This window comes from Streptomyces sp. NPDC038280 (genome assembly GCF_055600045.1).
This window is the reverse complement of sequence record NZ_JBVJYZ010000008.1, coordinates 116,467-134,025: the sequence shown is the minus strand read 5'-3', so window position 1 is coordinate 134,025 and position 17,559 is coordinate 116,467. Positions and strand designations below refer to the sequence as shown.

At 73.8% G+C, this 17,559-nt stretch carries 16 protein-coding genes; 7 read left to right on the top strand and 9 right to left on the bottom strand.

Annotated features, from left to right (window positions below; genetic code table 11):
• Positions 1-136: 136 nt before the first annotated feature.
• The 4 genes from ACZ7J0_RS18480 to ACZ7J0_RS18465 all read right to left on the bottom strand — a co-directional run bounded on the left by ACZ7J0_RS18480 (position 137) and on the right by ACZ7J0_RS18465 (position 4,532).
• Positions 137-1,126 (bottom strand): hypothetical protein, encoded by a 990-nt coding sequence (locus ACZ7J0_RS18480; RefSeq protein WP_470888566.1) that lies wholly within the window; start codon positions 1,124-1,126, stop codon positions 137-139.
• Positions 1,123-2,580 (bottom strand): MFS transporter, encoded by a 1,458-nt coding sequence (locus tag ACZ7J0_RS18475; protein ID WP_470888564.1) that lies wholly within the window; start codon positions 2,578-2,580, stop codon positions 1,123-1,125. The genes ACZ7J0_RS18480 and ACZ7J0_RS18475 overlap by 4 nt, the downstream gene beginning before the upstream one ends.
• Positions 2,580-3,914: a discoidin domain-containing protein gene (locus ACZ7J0_RS18470; protein ID WP_470888562.1), complete on the bottom strand. Its 1,335-nt coding sequence runs from the start codon at positions 3,912-3,914 to the stop codon at positions 2,580-2,582. Before ACZ7J0_RS18470 ends, ACZ7J0_RS18475 begins: the two co-directional genes overlap by 1 nt.
• Positions 3,915-4,175: 261 nt before the next feature.
• On the bottom strand, positions 4,176-4,532 hold the full coding sequence (locus ACZ7J0_RS18465; RefSeq protein ID WP_470888560.1) for a cupin domain-containing protein: 357 nt from the start codon (positions 4,530-4,532) through the stop codon (positions 4,176-4,178).
• A 328-nt stretch (positions 4,533-4,860) separates the two neighbouring features.
• Between ACZ7J0_RS18465 and ACZ7J0_RS18460 the strand changes: the two genes are divergently transcribed.
• The 4 genes from ACZ7J0_RS18460 to ACZ7J0_RS18445 all read left to right on the top strand — a co-directional run bounded on the left by ACZ7J0_RS18460 (position 4,861) and on the right by ACZ7J0_RS18445 (position 9,079).
• Positions 4,861-5,724 (top strand): hypothetical protein, encoded by an 864-nt coding sequence (locus ACZ7J0_RS18460; RefSeq protein ID WP_470888558.1) that lies wholly within the window; start codon positions 4,861-4,863, stop codon positions 5,722-5,724.
• Positions 5,725-5,770: 46 nt separating this feature from the next.
• Positions 5,771-7,036 carry a TolB-like translocation protein gene (locus ACZ7J0_RS18455; RefSeq protein ID WP_470888556.1) on the top strand — a complete coding sequence of 422 codons (1,266 nt, stop codon included), beginning with the start codon at positions 5,771-5,773 and terminating at the stop codon, positions 7,034-7,036.
• A gap of 79 nt (positions 7,037-7,115) precedes the next feature.
• Positions 7,116-8,024 (top strand): pseudouridine-5'-phosphate glycosidase, encoded by a 909-nt coding sequence (locus tag ACZ7J0_RS18450; protein ID WP_470888554.1) that lies wholly within the window; start codon positions 7,116-7,118, stop codon positions 8,022-8,024.
• A gap of 164 nt (positions 8,025-8,188) precedes the next feature.
• The gene (locus ACZ7J0_RS18445) at positions 8,189-9,079 is read left to right on the top strand and encodes a carbohydrate kinase family protein (protein ID WP_470888857.1); all 891 of its coding nucleotides are present in this window, start codon (positions 8,189-8,191) and stop codon (positions 9,077-9,079) included.
• Between the two features lie 139 nt (positions 9,080-9,218).
• On the opposite strand, the gene ACZ7J0_RS18440 is transcribed toward ACZ7J0_RS18445, so the two are convergent.
• Positions 9,219-9,863 carry a nucleoside/nucleotide kinase family protein gene (locus ACZ7J0_RS18440; RefSeq protein ID WP_470888552.1) on the bottom strand — a complete coding sequence of 215 codons (645 nt, stop codon included), beginning with the start codon at positions 9,861-9,863 and terminating at the stop codon, positions 9,219-9,221.
• A 73-nt stretch (positions 9,864-9,936) separates the two neighbouring features.
• The gene (locus ACZ7J0_RS18435; protein WP_470888550.1) at positions 9,937-10,404 is read right to left on the bottom strand and encodes a cupin domain-containing protein; all 468 of its coding nucleotides are present in this window, start codon (positions 10,402-10,404) and stop codon (positions 9,937-9,939) included.
• A gap of 169 nt (positions 10,405-10,573) precedes the next feature.
• Between ACZ7J0_RS18435 and ACZ7J0_RS18430 the strand changes: the two genes are divergently transcribed.
• Both ACZ7J0_RS18430 and ACZ7J0_RS18425 read left to right on the top strand, forming a co-directional pair.
• On the top strand, positions 10,574-11,035 hold the full coding sequence (locus ACZ7J0_RS18430; protein ID WP_470888548.1) for a hypothetical protein: 462 nt from the start codon (positions 10,574-10,576) through the stop codon (positions 11,033-11,035).
• Position 11,036: 1 nt separating this feature from the next.
• Entirely contained in the window at positions 11,037-11,693 is a 657-nt protein-coding gene (locus tag ACZ7J0_RS18425) for a DUF2293 domain-containing protein (protein WP_470888546.1), read from the top strand.
• Between the two features lie 37 nt (positions 11,694-11,730).
• Here the strand turns inward: ACZ7J0_RS18425 and ACZ7J0_RS18420 are convergent, their stop codons facing one another.
• From ACZ7J0_RS18420 to ACZ7J0_RS18410, 3 genes are all read right to left on the bottom strand, one after another.
• Positions 11,731-12,489, bottom strand: a complete 759-nt coding sequence (locus tag ACZ7J0_RS18420; protein WP_470888545.1) for a chaplin — start codon at positions 12,487-12,489, stop codon at positions 11,731-11,733.
• A gap of 170 nt (positions 12,490-12,659) precedes the next feature.
• Entirely contained in the window at positions 12,660-13,979 is a 1,320-nt protein-coding gene (locus ACZ7J0_RS18415; RefSeq protein ID WP_470888543.1) for an SWIM zinc finger family protein, read from the bottom strand.
• Positions 13,976-16,834 carry a DEAD/DEAH box helicase gene (locus ACZ7J0_RS18410; protein ID WP_470888541.1) on the bottom strand — a complete coding sequence of 953 codons (2,859 nt, stop codon included), beginning with the start codon at positions 16,832-16,834 and terminating at the stop codon, positions 13,976-13,978. The genes ACZ7J0_RS18415 and ACZ7J0_RS18410 overlap by 4 nt, the downstream gene beginning before the upstream one ends.
• Positions 16,835-17,088: 254 nt before the next feature.
• Between ACZ7J0_RS18410 and ACZ7J0_RS18405 the strand changes: the two genes are divergently transcribed.
• Positions 17,089-17,451 (top strand): hypothetical protein, encoded by a 363-nt coding sequence (locus ACZ7J0_RS18405; RefSeq protein WP_470888539.1) that lies wholly within the window; start codon positions 17,089-17,091, stop codon positions 17,449-17,451.
• The last annotated feature ends 108 nt before the right edge of the window (positions 17,452-17,559 follow it).

Here is a 17,559-nt window from a genome sequence, read left to right as displayed (position 1 = left end):
GGACGCGTGGCGCCGTCCACATCGGGGCTCGCGGCCCACCCGCCGGGCGCCGTCCACATCGGAGCTCGCGGCCCACCCGCCGGGCGCCGTCCACATCGAAGACCCGGCCCGCCGGCGAACGCTCCGCCCGTCGCGGTCAATCGACCGGAGCCGGTGAGGAGGCGTCGGCCGCGCGGAGCCCCGGGGTGCCGGAGCCGTCCGCCGGGACGCTCCACACTCCCCCGTCGACCCCGTACGCGAGCGTGCGGTCGTCGAGCCAGGCGGCCTGATCGTCGACGCTGCGGGATTCGGCGAGCGGGTGCTCCTTCATGGTGCGCAGGTCCAGTACGTACAGCCGCCAGGGAGCGGCCGGATCGTCCGAGACCTTCTTCTTGAACGCGATACGGGTGTTGTCGGGTGAGAGGGAGGGACATTCGACGTTTTGGCGCAGGGCGCGCGCCGACCACTTCCTCATGTCGCCCTCGACGAGGTACGTACGGCCGGCGGTCGACACGGTCGCGTAGAAGCGGTTGTCGTCACGGGCGAAGGTGACGCCCCAGTAGTTGATGTCCGGTGCGAAGTGACGACGGCCGTCGAGGGTGAGCGGGATCTGTTCCATGTTCTTGACCAGATATCCGGTGCGCAGGTCCAAGATTGACGTACGGGTGGAAAAGGCGGACGTGGCGTACGAGTCGCCCGTGGCGAAGGTGGTCCAGGAGAGCATCCGCCCGGAGGCCGAGACCCGGGCGCGGTTGGGGATCCCCGGCACCGCGGTCCGGCGGGTCTCGCGCAGCTTCCGGTCGAGGACGAGGGCGTACGAGCGCGGCGGGACGCCGGGCCGGCGCTGGAGGCACAGCGCGGTCGGGCCGGCCGCGTAGAAGCGGTCGCAGCGGGGGCCGCCGGGCGCGCGGCGCGCCCCCCGCTCGGTCAGGCCCTGGTGGGCGAGGCGGCCGCTCGGCCCGTCGCGGACGTACAGCCGGGGGCCGACGATCATGAACGCCGGGTCGGCCGCCACGGCCGCGCGCCCACCGGCGCCGGCGCGGTCGGCGGCCCGCAGGGTGTAGGCGACGGCACCAGCTGCGAGGAGGGCGACGGCGACGGCGAGGACTCCCGCGCGGGCCCGCAGGGTGAGGTTCCGGGCTGTCATGCCGAAGGCCTTTCCGAGGAGGTGTGTGCGGGATCGTCGGGGGCGAGGGCGGTTTTGGGGGCGAGAGCTGTGCCGGGTAGCAGCCACCAGGCGCCGGCGAGGCCGACGGTGAGGGCCGCCGAGGCGGACGCCAGGGCCGTCCCCGGACCCCAGGCCGTCCACGCGGCGCCGAAGGCCGTCGCCGCGACCAGGCGGGACACGGCCTGCGCCGTCTGGAGCAGCGCGAGACCGCTCGCGCGACGGTCCTTCGGCAGGAGTGGTCCCGCCAGCGCCATCAGAACCCCGTCGGTGGCCGCGTAGAAGACGCCCAGCAGCCCCAGGACCAGGACCAGCAGGGCGCCGCCGCCGACGGGGGCCAGCAGCAGGGCGTACGCGGCGATCAGGGCCCCGTGCCCGTACAGGAACGGCACTCTGCGGCCGACCCGGTCCGCGAGCCGGCCGGCCGGCACCGCCAGCACCAGGTACCCGGCGGCGGCGCCGAGCGGGAGGAGCGGGAACCAGGCGGCGTCCAGGTCGAGTTCCCGCTGGAGCAGCAGATAGACGAAGGCGTCCGAGACGGTGGCCGTGCCGAGGAGCGCCGTGGCGAACAGGACGCGGCGGAAGGCGCGGGAGCGGAGGGGCGCGAGGAGGCGGCCGGGCGGGCGGGCGCCCCCTGGCACGTCCGCCGGGCGGGTGCCGCTCAACACGTCCGCCTGGCTCGAAGCTCCCCGCACCACGGACGCCTCCCCACCGCCGTCGCTCGATACGTCCGCCGAGCTCGAAGCACCCGCCACGGGCGCCCCCGCAGCGCCGTCGCTCAACACGTCCGTCCCGCCCGGAGCCCGTACCCCGGGTGTCCCCGGTACGAGCACGAACAGCAACAGAACCCCAAGCAGCCCCGTACAGAAGCTCACCACGAACACCGCGTCATACGCGTCCGCCGTCGCCCAGAGCAGCGCGAACGCCGCCAGCGGGCCGAGCAGCGCGCCCGTCGTGTCCATGGCGCGGTGCACTCCGAAGGCCCGGCCCAGGCCGTCCGGCGGGCTGTTCAGGGTGATGAGCGCGTCGCGCGGAGCCGTTCTGATGCCCTTGCCGACGCGGTCCACCGCGAGTGCCGTCGCGATCCCGGCCGGGGCGCCCCCCGCGGCCAGCAGTCCCAGCCGCGAGCAGGCCGACAGGAGGTAGCCGAGACCCGCGACGGTCCTGTGCCGGCCGCCGCGGTCGGCGAGGTGACCGCCGAGGAGCCGCACGACGGCGGTGGCGCCGTTGAAGAGGCCGTCGAGGAAGCCGAATTGCAGCGGAGAGAGGCCGAGCCCGACGACGAAGTAGAGCGGCAGGACCGCGGTGACCATCTCGGAGGAGACGTCGGTGACGAGGCTGACCGCGCCGAGTGCGAGAACGGTGCCGGAGACGCGCCGCCGCACCCCCGAGGGGGCGGGCGGCACCTCCGGGCGACCGGTGGCCGCCAGATACATCAGTGGCAGCGGTAGGTCGGGCCGGCGTCCTTGGCCTGGCCGTCCGTGCCGACGTACTGCCAGGTGTACGTCGTGTCCGTGAGGTCGAGCTTCAGCACTCCGTACGGACCGCTGATCCGCTTCTGGCTGTGGGGCTGGATCTGCTCGATGGGATACGGCTCGGCTCCGCCCATACCTCCGACGATCTCGACGATGCCGTCGGCGGTGGCCCGCCCGTCCGGGTCCTGGGGTGCGAACCGTTCGTAGTGGTGGTCATGGCCGTTCAGGACCAGGTCGGCCCCGGCGCCGTAGAGGATCTTCCACACCGGCTTCGACACGGGGTCGTTGCCGTGACCGCCGGAGGAGTAGAGCGGGTGGTGGAAGTAGGCCGCGACGCAGCCCTTGGTGGTGCGCGCGAGGTCGTCCTTCAGCCACTGGATCTGCGCGGACTGGTCGAAGGCGTTGGAGTCGAGGGCGATGAAGTGCCAGTTGCCCTCGTCGTAGCTGTAGTACGGCTTGCCCTGCGGATAGGCGACGGCGCCGAAGTAGGACTTGTAGCCGGCCAGGGGCCCCGCCGGGTCGTAGGTCTCGTGATTGCCGGGCACCGGGCGCGTCTTGGACTTGAACGCGCCCCAGGTCTTGTCGTAGTACGCGCGGTAGTCGGACAGGCGGGCGTCGTCGTACTGGTTGTCGCCCATCGTCAGATAGAACTTCGGGTTGATCCGCTGCGCCTGCGCGGCGGTCTTCGGGTGGGCGCAGGAGCTGTCGGAGGCGGTGCACTGGGCGGCGATGTCCCCGGCGGCCACGACGGTGAACGCGCCGGTGGGTGGCGGGGTGTCGTCGAGGCTGCCGTACACCTCCACCTCGTGGAGCGAGTAGCCGTACGAGGTGCCGCGCGCGGTCCCGTACACGCGGAGGTAGCGGCCCTTGCCGCTGAGCCCGGTCCAGTCGTCGCCGCCGCCGTTGCCCGCGGTCTCTCCCACGATCCTGGTCCAGGTGACGCCGTCGGCGGACACCTCGATCCGGTACGCCTTGGCGTAGGCGGCCTCCCAGGAGAGGCGCACCCGGCTGACGGTGGCGGCGGCGCCGAAGTCGACGCGGATCCACTGCGGGTCCTTGCCCTCGGCGCTCGCCCAACGGGTGGTCGGGTCGCCGTCGAAGGCCTTCTCGGCGCCGAAGGCGGAGCCCTCGACGGAGGAAGCGGTGGCGGGCTTGGAGCGGGAGATGAGCGGGTCGGCGGCGTCGGCGCGGTCGGGATCGGCCAGCAACAGGCCGGCGACGAGGACGAGAAGGGTGGTGAGGGCGAGGGTGGTGGTGCGCATGGGGCGGGGTGGGGCGGAGGCGTTCAGGCGCATACCTGGGCTCCTTGGCCATGAGGACGGCGAGAGCTGGACTCCGTGCGGAGGGCGCCGTGCCCGCCCTCCGGGGGGACAGAGGGCAGGCCACAGTGCTCGGCGGCCGGGTCAGAGCTCTCGCTGAGCGCGTCACGCCCGTTCATGGACCACGGGGGGCGGGCGCCGCGCCAAGCCGCCGCCCGGATGCTAGCGGACAGGAAAGTTTCCTACCAGATCTCCAACTCGCCGACTCCGAAAAGGGGTCGGGAGCAAGGGCCGGCGCTAGAGCGAGATGTGGTACGCCTTGCGGAGCGTCTCGTGCACGGTCCAGGTCGTCCGGTCGCCCTCGCGCAGGACGCACGCGTCGCCGGGGCCGATCTCCAGCGTGTCCCCGCCCTCGACCTCCACCGTGGCGCGCCCGCTGACGACCACGAAGAGCTCGTTCGCCTCGGTGTCGGTCACCACGCCGGGAGTGATCTGCCAGATGCCCCGGACCTGCTTGCCGTCTGCGGACTCCCACAGCACCTTGCCGGTCACGACGGGATCGCCCGAGATGATCTGCCCGGGGTTCAGCGGCTCCGGCTCGAGAGTGGCGTCGGGGATGTGAACGGCGAACGAGGGCTGATCATGTGTCGTCATGGCCGGGACTGTAGCGGGGGCCGCGCGGCGCCCGGCGACCAGTACCGGCTGCCGGACACCACGCCACGCCGTGGCTGGACGGACCACACCCGTACGGGCCCGGGGCGCGTGGCCGCCGCTGAAAACCGGAGCACGCGCACGGCCCGCCATTCGGCGTTGCCGCAGGTCGGGGGCGGCGTCTTTGGTCCACCCAATGGTGCTCCGGGGGATTGCTGCGAGCCCCCTGACATCAATGGCGTGAACCCGTCAAACTCGCGCTGAGCGCCTCCGCTCCTCCCCCCCCACCGTCACCCCTCACCGTCACCCTCGTCCCGGACAGGAGAGTGCGATGTCAGCCCTGTTACCCCGTGCGGCCCTTATCGCCGCCGGACTGTTGACCGCCACCGCCACCGCCACCGCCGCCGCTCCCGCGTTTCCGGCAACGGCCGCCGGCACGGCAGCCACGACGGCGCCCGCCTCGGACACCGCGCCGGGCGCCGGCTACAAGGCGGCCCACGACACCCTCGGCCCCCAGCGCCTCACCCCGGACCAGCGCAGAACCGCCACGCTCAAGCAGGCCGAGGCGGCGAGATCGTACGACGGGCTGCGCGGCAGAGGCGCGCTCGCCGGGTACAAGCTCTCCGGCGGCCTGCACCAGTCGCAGAAGACCTCCTACTGGTGCGGCCCGGCGACCCTGGTGATCACCCAGTCCGCCCATGACGAGGTCGCGGGACGCTCGCAGCAGGACGCCGCGACGCTCCTCAAGACCACCGGCAACGGCACGGCCTGGTACGGGATCAACATCAACGTCCCCAACCCGACGGGATACCCGGTGGCCGACGCGCTCAACTACCGGCTTCCGGGCGCCGGTTACGTACCCAAGGCACTGCCCTACACGCCCACCGCCACTGACAAGGCCACTTTCAAGCAGCACATCACGCACAACACCGACAACGACTACGCCATCGCGGGCAACGCGTGGGAGGTGCCGGGCGGGCCCCATCTGGTCGGGCACCCCAACATCGAGATCTTCCACTGGGTCTCGATCGACGGCTACAACACCGACACGGCGGCCGCTCAGGTCAACTATCTGGATCCGGTGGGCGGGGTGAGCACCAGCGTCATCTCCTGGGCAGGCTCGGTTCCCAGGTCGGCGCACATCTCGTCGGACACGCTCACCACCATCATGGGCGGCCGTGGCTACGTCTGGTAGCCGCCTCACGCCCCGCGCGCCGGGGGTGCGCGTGCAGGGACTGCGCGTGCAAGGGATCCGCGTGCAGGGGCTCTGCGTGCTGGCGAGCATCTGGGTCGTACTGACCGGGTGCTCGTCGCCGCCCGCCCCCACGCACGCTCCGGCTCCGCATTCGCCCGGGGCCCCGGCGGGCGCGCCGTCGGGCGCCTGTGAGGTGCCGCTGCCCGGCACATGGCGGGCCGCGCTCGGCGCCGGCGAACTCCGGCCGCCGGGCGGTGCGCGGGCCGTGCTCGCGGATGCCGGTCCCGGTTGGACCGCCGTGCAGCTCACCGCCGGCGGTCAGCGGCGGGCGGTCCTCGTCAGCGAAGCCCTGACCGACGGGGCGGGCGGAGCGAGCCCGACCGACAGGGCGACTCCCGCGTCCCGCGCGGGCGGCGTGCCCGGCCGGGCGCTCGACGGCCCCACCCTCCGCACCCTGCTCACCTTCATCGATCCCGCCGAACACCAACTCCTCGGTGCGGACTTCGACGGCCGTCACGCCGCGTTCGCCGTGCTGGAGGGGCGGACCCTCACCAGCCCCTGGAGCCTGTACGTCTGGGACGCGGCGACCGGCCGGGCCCGCCGCATCGCCCGTGCGGACCTGCCCGGACCGCTTCCGCAGCCGGTACTGCGCGGCGGGACGGTCTTCTGGGCGCAGGGGGTGGGCAGCGGCAGGGCGACGGTCTTCGCGGTCCCGGCGGCGGGCGGCACCCCGCGCGCCGTCCACACCGGCGTGATGGACACGCCGTTCGCGGCCGGACGGCTGCTCGTCTGGCGGGAGTCGGCCGGCACCGGGACGCGGCTCACGGCCGTCGAGCTCCCCGCGCCGCACCTCACGCCGCCCAGCGGACAGCCTCCCACCGGCCCTGCCTCCCCTCTGCCCGGCCCGCTGCTCCCCGCCCCGATCGCCGCACTGCGCGACATCCGTTCCGTCGTCTCCGACGGGACGACCTGGGCGTGGGTCGCGGGCGAGGAACGCCCCCGTCTGATGGTGTGGCGGGCCGGGCAGGGCGGCCCGGTCGCGGCCGTCTCCGCGTCCCCGGCCGTCGACGGCATCGACCAGCTGCGGATCAGCGGCCGGCTGATCACCTGGCGCACTCCGGAGACCTCGTACGCCCTCGACCTCCGTTCGGCGTCGTACACCCGGATCACTCCTCGGTACGGCTACGCCGAGGCCAGGGACGGCACACTGGCCGTCGCGTACAGCGAGGGGAACGCCAAGGCGGCGAGCTCCCGCACGGTGATCCGCGTCGCGCGCGTGGACCGGCTTCCGGAGCTGCCCGGTTGCCACTGAGAGCGCGGCCGGGACCGGGTCGGGGGCGCGCGGCCGGAAGCGATGTTTGCGCGGGGCGCCGCCGCGCCAAGGATGGGACATGCCTGAGACCACAGTGGTGCTGTCCGAAGAGGTACGGGAGGCGCTCGACGACGGCCGGCCCGTCGTCGCGCTGGAGTCGACGATCATCGCTCACGGCCTCCCCCGGCCGCGCAATCTGGCCGTGGCGGAGGAGCTGGAAGGTCTTGTACGATCCGGCGGCGCCGTCCCGGCCACCATCGCCGTACTCGACGGAAAAGCCCATGTCGGCCTGGACAAGAAGCAGTTGGAGCGGGTCGCCGGGGACCCCGGGCTGCGGAAGCTGGGGCACCGGGACCTCGCCCTCGCGGTCGCGACCGGCGCCAGCGGGGCCACGACCGTCTCCGCCACCGCCTTCCTCGCCGACTCCGCCGGCATCCGGGTCTTCGCGACCGGCGGACTCGGCGGGGTGCACCGGGGCTGGACGGAGGCGCAGGACGAGTCGGCGGATCTGCGGCTGCTCGCCCAGGTCGGCATCACCGTGGTCTGCGCGGGGGTCAAGTCGATCCTCGACGTCCCGGCCACGCTCCAGCGGCTGGAGACCCTGGGCGTGGCGGTCGTCGGGTACGGCACGGAGTACTTCCCGGGCTTCTATCTGACCTCGTCGGGCGAGCGGGTGGACTGGACGCTGCGCACGCCGGAGGAGGTGGCGGCGGTCGTGCGGGCCCAGGACTCTCTCGGTGAGCCGTACTCCGCGCTGATCGTCGCCAATCCGGTGTCCGTGGAGGACCAGCTGGACCCCGAGCTGCACGACCGGGTGCTGGCGCGGGCGCTGGACGAGTGTCATGAGCGGGGGATCACCGGCCAGGCGGTGACGCCGTTCCTGCTGGACCAGATGATGCGGCAGACCGAAGGGGCGTCGCTGGAGGCCAATCTGGCTGCTGTGCGGGGGAATGTGCGGCTGGCGGCCCGGATCGCGGCGGCGCTGTGAACCAGGGCGGCCGAGGCGCGGGCACCGGGCGCGACGGACGTACGGAATCGGACACGGACCGGGGCGCGGGCACGGGCACGGACCGGGGCTCGGACGCGGGCACGGGCGCGGACACGGACCGGCGCGCGGCCACGGGGGCTCCCGGTGGGGCTCCGGGCGCTCTCCTGGTAGTCGGGGACGTCGTCACCGATGTGGTGGCCCGGCACCGCGCCCCGCTCGCCCCGGCGACGGACACGGCGGCCGAGATCCGTACGCTGCCGGGCGGCGCGGGCGCCAACGCCGCCTGCTGGGCGGTGCGTTCGGGGTACGGGGACGTCCGGCTGCTCGCCCGAGCGGGCAGCGACTCGGCCGCCTGGCACGACAGGGCGCTGCGCGCCGCAGGGGTGCGGCCGCTGCTCGTGACCGACCCCGACGCCCCGACGGCGACCGTGATCGCACTGGTCGACGCGGCCGCCGAGCGCACCTTCCTCACCGACAGCGGGGCAGCGCTCCGCCTCTCCCCCGCCGACTGGGCCCCCGACCTCCTGGACGGGGTGGCCCATCTGCATCTGTCCGGCTATCTCTTCTTCGCGGCGACGAGCCGGGAGACGGCCCGGCTCGCGCTGCGGGACGCCCGCGCGGCCGGGATCCCGGTGAGCGTCGATCCGGCCTCGACCGGGTTCCTGGCGGACCTCGGCGTGGACCGCTTCCTGGCAGCGGCCCAGGGCGCGGAGGTGCTGTTCCCCAACGCCGACGAGGCGTGCCTGCTGACGGGTCTGGACGAACCGGTGGACGCGGCGGTCAAGTTGAGCCGCCAGTTCCCGCTGGTGGCGGTGACCCTGGGAGCGCGGGGAGCGCTGCTCGCCGCGCAGGGCGAGATCCTCGCCCGGGTCCCGGCGCCCGCCGTGCGCGCCGTGGACACGACGGGGGCGGGGGACGCCTTCACGGGCGCGTTCCTGGCCGCCCGGCTGGCCGGCGCGGACGGTCCCTCCGCCGCCTCCCAGGGTTGCGGGGCGGGGGCCGAGGCGGTGACACGACCGGGAGGCCGCCCGCCCCGGCCTCCGGACCCGCACTAGCCCCACCGGCCCACGACCTCGACTCGACCTCGACCGGACCGTTCCCAGCGACTCCATCGACCACGGCCTCGACCGGGCGACGACCTCCGCCGGCCCCACCCGGCCCGGCTCCGCCCCTTCCCCGCGACCGCGCCCGCGCTCACCCCCCACTCGCCCCGATCCCCGTCCAGGCCGGGTGCAGCGGGTCGTCGGCGCGCACGACGACGTCGGCGGACTCGCTCGGCGCGGCCTCGCTCTCGTACCTCTCGAAGGCGGGCAGCGTCCAGGCGTGTTCGGTACGGCGCGCCAGGGCGCCCGGTGACAGCCGCAGATGCACGGTCAGGTCGAAGGGGAACCAGTGTCCCTGCAGAAACGGGCCGTGCACCAACAGCACGCCACCCGGCGGGAGTTCGACGTACGGGCTGCGGGTGGCCCGGTCGGAGACCGGGTCCCACAGGTCGGGCAGCACACGTCCGCTGCCACCCGTCTCCAGCGGCCCGAAGACCTCCCGCCACAGCGCTCCGGTGTCGAACCAGCCGCTGTAGTACGTGTCGGGGTCCTCCTTCCCGTACTCGTACCGCAGCGACGCCGGCCGCAGAAACCCCTCGGTCCCGACCACCAGCACGGCCCGGCCGCGCAGCCGCAGCTCCTCGGCGACCCGCCCGGCCACGTCCCCCGTCCGCGCGGCGGGCGCCCCGTCGAAGCCGACCTTGATCCAGTCACTGCCGTCGGCGGGGGCCGTCGCGTCGAGGTGGGCGGCGACGCCGGCCGCCATCCGGTCCCAGGTGATCGCTTCGAATCGCATGATCAGACCTTGCCATCCGAGACCGCACGCTGTCGGCCGGCGCCTGGCCTCGGCGCGGGGAGCGGGTGCGGGGCTAGCCCTTGGCGCACTCCGGGGCTTCCTCGTCCACCGACAACGGCGCGCCCTTGGGGAGCAGGTAGGTCACGTACAGCACCACGGGCTCGGTGCCCAGGTTGCGCCCGATGTGCCGGTGCCTGCGTCCGGACTGTTCGATGACGGCCTCACCGGCGTTCGTCGTCTCGACCGAGCAGTCGTCCAGGGTCCGGGTGAGCGTGCCCGACTGGACGACGGCGACGAGCTGTCCGGGGTGGTGGTGCCAGCCGGTGGAGCCGCCCGGCGCGATGGTGATGGTCCGGACGACGACATCGGTGTCGCCCTTGGGTTCCTTGATCTTCAGGCGACCGTCCGAGGTGCCCTTGGCCAGCACGGTTCCGGTGACCCCGCTGCCGGGCGTGGCGAGCGCTGCCGACGGGACCATCCCGACCGCCGCCACGCACCCCGCCACGACCATTGCCTTGCGTATGCCGATACGTGTCCCCATGGCGTACCCCATCCCCTGTGTCCGCTCGAACGGTGGCTAAAAACGGCCACACGCTACTCGCTGCCCCGACTCCGGCGCTCCGGAAGAGCAAAACACCTCGGGGTCCACTGGCAGAATCGAAGGGAGTGATCATGTCGTCACCGGCCAACGCCCTTGAGGAGAGCGCACGATGGATGCGGCCCTGATAGCCGTGCTCGGCACCCTGCTCGGTGCGGCCCTCACCCATTTCTTTCAGAGCCGTACGGCCGAGCGCGCCGCGGCCCTGGCCCGTGAGGAGCAGCTGCGACAGGAGCGCATCTCCACGTACAGCGCCTTCGCCGGGGCCCTCATCGACTACCGGCACAGCCAGAACGACCGCTGGTTCCGGGCACTTCGGCAGGGGCCGGGCTCGCCGGCGGCCGAGGAGTCCCGCCACGAGTCGTACCGGCAGCGCACCGCGGCCCGGCAGGCGCTCCTCCAGGTCCAGCTCGTCTGCGACGACCGCACGACGCGCCAACTGGCCGCCGACGCCTTCGAGATGACGAACTGCATACATGACGCCTCCGGCGAGCCGGACCGCGCGTACCGCTCGGAACAGGCCAAGAAAGCTCTGGCCCAGTTCATCGAGGCGGCGGCTCCGGGCGTGCACTGAGATGGCCGCCGACCCGCTGGTGGTGATCCAGCCGCTCAAGCGCCGCAGCTGCGCCGAGTGCCGCACGGGGCCGCTGGCCATGCTCGTGCTGGAGTTCAACCACCCGTACTGCCTGGACTGCGCCGATCTCGGGCATCTGGTCTATCTGCCGCGGGGCGAAGCCGCCCTCACCCGCCGGGCGCGCGAGGGCAGTTCGCTGTGGGCGGTGGTGCTGCGTCACAACCGGCGCCGTACGCGCTACGAACGCCAGGGCCTGCTCGTCCAGGAGGAGGCGCTGGCCCGGGCGGAGGCGGCCTGTCTGGCCGATGCCGAGGCCCGGGCCCGGCGGCGGGAGCGCGATGCGGCCCTGCGGGCCGCGGACGACGTACGGTTCACGGCCGCGCTCACCGCGGAGATCCTGCGGCGTTTTCCCGGGTGCCCGCCAGACCGGGCCGGGGAGATCGCGGCGCACGCCTCCCTGCGGGGCAGCGGCCGGGTCGGCCGTACGGCGGCGGGCCGGGCACTGGACGCGGGGGCCGTGAGGGCGGCGGTGCGGGCGTCCGTGCGGCACGTGGACACCGAGTACGACGCGCTGTTGATGCGTGGTGTCCCCCGTCACCAGGCCCGGACGAGGGTCGCGCCCGTCATCGAGGCGGTGCTCCGGGCCTGGTCCCGCTGAGGTCGGACCCGAGGGTCACGTGCCGGTCGGCTTCCGGTCAGCCCTGGTCGCTGGTCGCCCGGCGGCGGTAGAGGAGCACACCACCGAGGAGCATCGCGGCACCCGCGGGTACGGCGATACCGGCGACGCCGGCACCGGTCTCGGCGAGGGACGCCGAACTGCTCTGCGGGCCGGGAGCCGGCGCGGCGGGCTTCACGGCCTGGCCGGGCGCGGGCTTGCCCGGCTTGACGGGCTGGGCGGGCTTGCCGGGCTTGGGCGGGGTCACGGACTCACCCGGCCCGTTGGACGAGCTGTTGCCGATGACCGGGTTGAGCACGCCGCCGATATTGACCGAGTTGCCGCTGACGTTGACCGGGGAGTCCACCGGCAGCTGGATTCCGTTCCCGGACAGGATGCCGGACGAGTTCGTCGTCACGGCTTCGGCGTGCGAGCCGCCGCCCTGGTTGCTGCTGCCGTTGCCCTTGCCCGGGCCGTTGCCGGAACCCTTGCCGGGGCCGCTGTTGTCGCCGTAGCCGCCGTGCGGCGTACCGGGCTTGTCCTTGTGGGAGTGGCCGCCGCCGTTCTCACATCGGTTGCCGATGGCCGGGTTGAGCAGCCCGACGACGTTCACCGTGTTCCCGCAGACATTGACCGGGGAGTGCACCGGCAGCTGCACGGCGTTGCCGGAGCCCACGCCCCCCGAATCGACCGTTCCGCCCGTCGCGTGGGAGTCGGCGGTCGCATATCCCGCGGACAGGGCGAGTGCGCCGCCCGTGACCATCAGAGTGGCCAGACCACTTCGGCGAATCTGCCTCATGGCTTCCTGCCTTCCGGAGTTTTTCCACGGGCATCCGCCCGTACCGGAAATAACGCCCCGGGAGGACCGTGGTTATGACCCCCGCGCCTTTCACCCGTTCGGGCGCTCGTCGTCGAACGAGCTGTTCCACTCCCGCGTGGGCGATACGCCTCTGGCCTGGAGTGATCCTCTCAGCCTCCGAGGAGGGCGGTGAGCGCGCCCACCGGGTCGGCGTCCGGGGTTCCGCGGGGCCACCAGTCCTCGCGGTCGAGGTCGGATTCGTAGCCGTACCAGAGTCCGTCACGACCGTAACGGAGCTGCAGGGAACGGGTGGAGAGGCGGTTGTGCCAGGGACGGAACGAGGGCTGGTCGGCGGCGAGGAGAGCGGGGCGGGCGCGGTCGAAGGGCCCGGCGGGCGGGTCCCAGATGTCTTCGAGGGCGGCGAGGCCCGCCAGGCCTCCCTGGCGCCAGGCGGCGACGGCGCGGGCCAGGTCGGTGGGCGTACGGTCCACGGCGGTGGCGAGGTCCCGGTAGAGGGCACGGGTCGACGCGGTGAGGCCCGAGCCGGGGTGCGCGGCCGCGAGACGGACGGCGTCCTGCCAGGGCGTGAGGGTGGCGACCATGTCCTGGCCGGTGGTCAGGAACGTGTGGGCGCGGGCCGCCGCCTCGCTGGCGAGGAGGTCGAGGGACAGCGGGTCGGGGGCGCCAGGGCCCGGCGGGTACGCGGGCGGGCGGCCCGGATGGGCCGGGGCCGGGAGCGGGGGCGGCAGCGGAGGCAGGGTGCGGTCGGCCAGGGCGGCCCGGGCCGGGACGGTGGGGATCAGGGGGGTCGCGGACGACGCTTCGGCGGCGGAGCGGGCGGCGTTGCGGCGGGTGAGGTCGGCGAGGATCTCCTGCTCTCCGCGGCCCCGCATCAGGAACAGGACGAACGGGTCCTCGTCCAGGAGCCGCGCCGACTGGTAGCACAGGGCGGCGGCGTGCTTGCAGGGATAGCCGTCGTCCGGGCAGGAGCAGTCGGGGATCAGGTCGCCCGCCGTGGGCAGCAGGTCCGCCACGGCCGCCAGCGCGTGCGGGACGTCCTTGTCGAGGAGGGCGGCGATGTGGTCGGGCCGGGCGGCGGCCGCGTCCAGGAACCGTTCCCAGTGGTCGTCGCCGAGGGTGCGGAGCCGGATCTCCGTACGGTAAGGGCGGGGCCGGCTGCCGTGGACGTAGGCGACGACCCGGCCCGGTGTCACCGTGATCGCGTCGACGTGCCCCCGGCTCGCGTAGGCCCGGCCTCGGGCGAGGCGCGCGGGGTCGAGCGCGGTGTCCTCAAGGGCCTCCACCCACGCGTTGCCCCACCAGGTGGAGGCGAACCGGCCGTCGGCGGACTGCCTGGGCTCGAACGGCGGGAACGTGCGGCGCAGGTCGTCGTGGCGCGGGTCGGGCCGCGACGGTCCGGAGCGGGACGCCCCGGACCGGGAGGGACCGGACGGCGAGAACCCGGGACGGCCGGGTCCGGGGCGGGTCATGAGGGCCTCCTCAGCGACACCAGGTCCGCCAGTTCCCTGTCGGTGAGTTCGGTCAGGGCGGCCTCGCCGGAGCCCAGCACCGCGTCCGCCAGCGCCTTCTTGGCCAGCAGCATCTCCGCGATGCGGTCCTCGACGGTGCCTTCCGCGATCAGCCGGTGGACCTGGACGGGCTGGGTCTGGCCGATGCGGTAGGCCCGGTCCGTCGCCTGGTCCTCGACGGCCGGGTTCCACCAGCGGTCGAAGTGCACGACGTGCCCGGCGCGGGTGAGGTTGAGGCCGGTGCCGGCGGCCTTCAGGGAGAGGATGAAGACGGGGACCTCGCCGGACTGGAAGCGATCGACCATCCGCTCCCGCTCGGGCACCGGCGTGCCTCCGTGCAGGAGTTGGGACGGGACCGCCCGGGCGGCGAGGTGGTCGGCGAGCAGCCGGGCCATCGTGACGTACTGGGTGAAGACCAGGACGGAGCCGTCCTCGGTGAGGATGGTGTCGAGGAGCTCGTCGAGAAGCGCCAGCTTCCCGGAGCGTCCGGCGAGCCGGGGAACCCCGCCCGTGGCGGGCTCCTTCAGGAACTGTGCCGGGTGGTTGCAGATCTGCTTCAGCGACGTCAGCAGCTTCATGATGAGACCGCGCCGCGCCATGCCCTCCGAGCTCTCGATGTGCGCCATCGCCTCGCGCACCACCGCTTCGTAGAGCGAGGCCTGTTCGCGGGTGAGCGGGACGGGGTGGTCGGACTCCGTCTTGGGCGGCAGCTCGGGGACGATGCCGGGGTCGGACTTCCTGCGCCGCAGCAGGAACGGGCGGACCAGCCGTGACAGCCGCTCCAGGGCCTCTTCGTCCTCGCCGTTCTCGGCGGCGCGGGCATGGCGGGCGCGGAAGGTCTTGAGCGGGCCGAGGAGTCCCGGCGTGGTCCAGTCGAGGAGCGCCCACAGCTCGGAGAGGTTGTTCTCGACGGGTGTGCCGGTGAGGGCGACCCGCGCCGGAGAGGGGATCGTGCGCAGCGCCTTGGCCGTGGCGGAGAACGGGTTCTTGACGTGCTGTGCCTCGTCGGCGACGACCATCCCCCACCGCTGCGAGGCCAGTTGGTCGGCGCTCGTACGCATCGTGCCGTAGGTGGTCAGGACGAAGCCGCCGTCGGCGCCGTCCAAGGACCGGTCCGTGCCGTGGAAACGCCGCACCGGGACGCCGGGCGCGAAGCGGGTGATCTCCCGCTGCCAGTTCCCGAGCAGCGACGCGGGGCACACAACAAGGGTCGGCGCGGTGTGCGCCCGCCGCAGATGCAGGGCGATCAGCGTGACGGTCTTGCCGAGGCCCATGTCGTCGGCGAGGCAGCCACCGAGACCGAGCGAGGTCATCAGGTCCAGCCAGGCGAGCCCGCGCAGCTGGTAGTCGCGGAGCGTGGCGTGCAGACCGGGAGGCGGGGGCACGGTCCCGGGGCCGGCGGTGAGCCGGTCGCGGAGCGTCGCGAGGGCTCCGACCGGTACGGCCCGCACGGTCTCGCCGTCCACGTCGGCCGTGCCGCTGAGGGCCACGGCCAGCGCGTCCACGGGCTCCAGGAGGCCCAGCTCGCGCTTGCGTGCCTTCCTTACGAGTCCGGGGTCGACGACCACCCACTGGTCCCGCAGCCGCACGATCGGCCGGTGCGCCTCGGCGAGGGAGTCCATCTCCCGCTCGGTGAGGGGGTCGCCGTCGAGGGCCAGCTGCCAGTTGAAGCGCAGCAGCTCGGCGCTGTCGAAGAAGGCGGTGCCGTCGGTGGCGGACCCGGGCGCCGGGCGCACGACGGCGGTGGCGCCGAGCGAGCGCACCAGGTCCCTGGGCCAGTGGACGGTGACTCCGGCGGCGGCGAGCCGGGTCGCGGCCGGGCCGAGGAGTTCGTAGAGCTCGTCCTCGCTCAGCGGCAGCACATCGGGGACGTCCCGCTCGAGGAGTCCGCCGAGCGGCGCCCAGACGCGGGCCGCCCTGCGCAGGGCCAGGACGGCGTCGATCCGGGCGCGCGGCCCGAACAGCTCGTCGCCGCCGCCCGCCCAGAGCGCGGCCGCGTCGATGACGAGGGTCGGATCGGCGAGGCTGTGCACCTGCAGGAGCGCCGCGGCCGCCTGCCGCTCCTCCCCGCCCTCGTGGCTGGTGTCGAAGAGCTCGTACCCGGACAGGTCCAGGCGCAGCGAGACCCGGACCCCGGCGTCCATCCCGGCCGCCGCTTCGGCCGCCCAGGCGCGCGCGTGGGGCAGGTGCTGCGGCTCGCGGGCGGCGAACGGTTCCCCGGCGGCGTACGCGGCGGCCGGCGTGCGGGGCAGGGTGTCGGCGACGGCGTCGAGAAAAGCCCGCACCAGCGCTTCCGGCTCCGGCAGCCGGAGCGGACCCGGGCCGGGCAGGGGCGCGGCGTGGGCCTCGACGGGCATGGCGGCGGCGACGGCCCTCATATGGGCGATGTCGTCGGCGTCCAGGGGACCCGCCCGCCAGGCGTCGACGTCGTCGGCGGTCAGGCCCGGCAGCAGCCGGCCGCGCGCTGCCAGATGCAGGGCGTGCAGAGCGGCCGCGCCCCAGCAGGCGGCCGCCGGGTGCGCGTCGGCCCGGTGCCGGGCGTCCACGAGGAGGGGCAGGGCGTCGGCGAGGGGAAGGACCAGGGCGGGGACCGTACGACTGCGGGCCCCCGCGCCATGGCGGCGCACGACGGTGAGGGTGGTGGTACCCGGATCCCCGTCCGCAGTGCCGGGCTGCCCGGCGCGCTCGGCAGCCGCCGGCTCGGACAGGGCCGGCGGAGGGCCGCCGTCGGGCGACCAGAAGGCGACCCGGCCCTCGCGCGGCACGGAGGCGGGCAGGAAGACGGCGGCACACATGTGCGGCGCGGTCCGCGCCATGGCCGTGTCACCTCCCCACGCTCGGGCCGTGTGCGGGGATCCGGACGTGATCCCGACTGGACCTACGACCTTACGGGTGGGGTGTGACAACGGGCCCCACGACCGCCCTCAGCCGTCCGGCACGCCGCCGGGCCGCTGCGTACTCCGCCCGGCCCATCCCCTGGTGACACCTCACCGCGCGCACGGCATGGTGGCCTGAGGCAGGCCAGGGGCTTCTCCTTGCCCTCTCCGTTCCGTACAGACGAGGACTCGCCATGTCCGACCGCAGGAGCCACAGCAGCCACAGAGGTCAAGGGCGTCTCGGCATCGCCGCCGCGGCCGCGCTCCTCTCCCTCGCCGCCGCGGGCTGCTCCGGCCTCGGCCGGTCCGCCGTGGGCACGATCACCTACGAGACGGAGAAGGAGCGCGAGGTCACGGTGACCAGCCCTCCGGTCAAGGGCTGCCATCGGCTCGGCCCGTCCGGCGCCGTCAAGGTGGAGAACCGGACGCTCGTCGACATGCGGATGTACGGGACCCCGGACTGCACCGGCAAGTCCTCGGCGTATGTGCCGACCAACTCGATGGACACGATCGTACGGGGGTCCAAGCCCTGGCTCAGCTACAACGTCGTCCACTGATCCCGGACGCGTCACCGGCCGCCTCTTCCCGGCCCTTCGCTCGGACCCCGGTCGGCTGCGGCCGACCGGCTGAGAACAGCCGGTCGGCCGGTACGGGGGTCGGGTCCG

Coding starts and splice junctions, on each gene's coding strand:
- ACZ7J0_RS18480 (WP_470888566.1), bottom strand. CDS start 1,126: ATGACAGCCCGGAACCTCACCCTGCGGGCCCGCGCGGGAGTCCTCGCC.
- ACZ7J0_RS18475 (WP_470888564.1), bottom strand. CDS start 2,580: ATGTATCTGGCGGCCACCGGTCGCCCGGAGGTGCCGCCCGCCCCCTCG.
- ACZ7J0_RS18470 (WP_470888562.1), bottom strand. CDS start 3,914: ATGCGCCTGAACGCCTCCGCCCCACCCCGCCCCATGCGCACCACCACC.
- ACZ7J0_RS18465 (WP_470888560.1), bottom strand. CDS start 4,532: ATGACGACACATGATCAGCCCTCGTTCGCCGTTCACATCCCCGACGCC.
- ACZ7J0_RS18460 (WP_470888558.1), top strand. CDS start 4,861: ATGTCAGCCCTGTTACCCCGTGCGGCCCTTATCGCCGCCGGACTGTTG.
- ACZ7J0_RS18450 (WP_470888554.1), top strand. CDS start 7,116: ATGCCTGAGACCACAGTGGTGCTGTCCGAAGAGGTACGGGAGGCGCTC.
- ACZ7J0_RS18440 (WP_470888552.1), bottom strand. CDS start 9,863: ATGCGATTCGAAGCGATCACCTGGGACCGGATGGCGGCCGGCGTCGCC.
- ACZ7J0_RS18435 (WP_470888550.1), bottom strand. CDS start 10,404: ATGGGGACACGTATCGGCATACGCAAGGCAATGGTCGTGGCGGGGTGC.
- ACZ7J0_RS18430 (WP_470888548.1), top strand. CDS start 10,574: ATGGATGCGGCCCTGATAGCCGTGCTCGGCACCCTGCTCGGTGCGGCC.
- ACZ7J0_RS18425 (WP_470888546.1), top strand. CDS start 11,037: ATGGCCGCCGACCCGCTGGTGGTGATCCAGCCGCTCAAGCGCCGCAGC.
- ACZ7J0_RS18420 (WP_470888545.1), bottom strand. CDS start 12,489: ATGAGGCAGATTCGCCGAAGTGGTCTGGCCACTCTGATGGTCACGGGC.
- ACZ7J0_RS18415 (WP_470888543.1), bottom strand. CDS start 13,979: ATGACCCGCCCCGGACCCGGCCGTCCCGGGTTCTCGCCGTCCGGTCCC.
- ACZ7J0_RS18410 (WP_470888541.1), bottom strand. CDS start 16,834: ATGGCGCGGACCGCGCCGCACATGTGTGCCGCCGTCTTCCTGCCCGCC.
- ACZ7J0_RS18405 (WP_470888539.1), top strand. CDS start 17,089: ATGTCCGACCGCAGGAGCCACAGCAGCCACAGAGGTCAAGGGCGTCTC.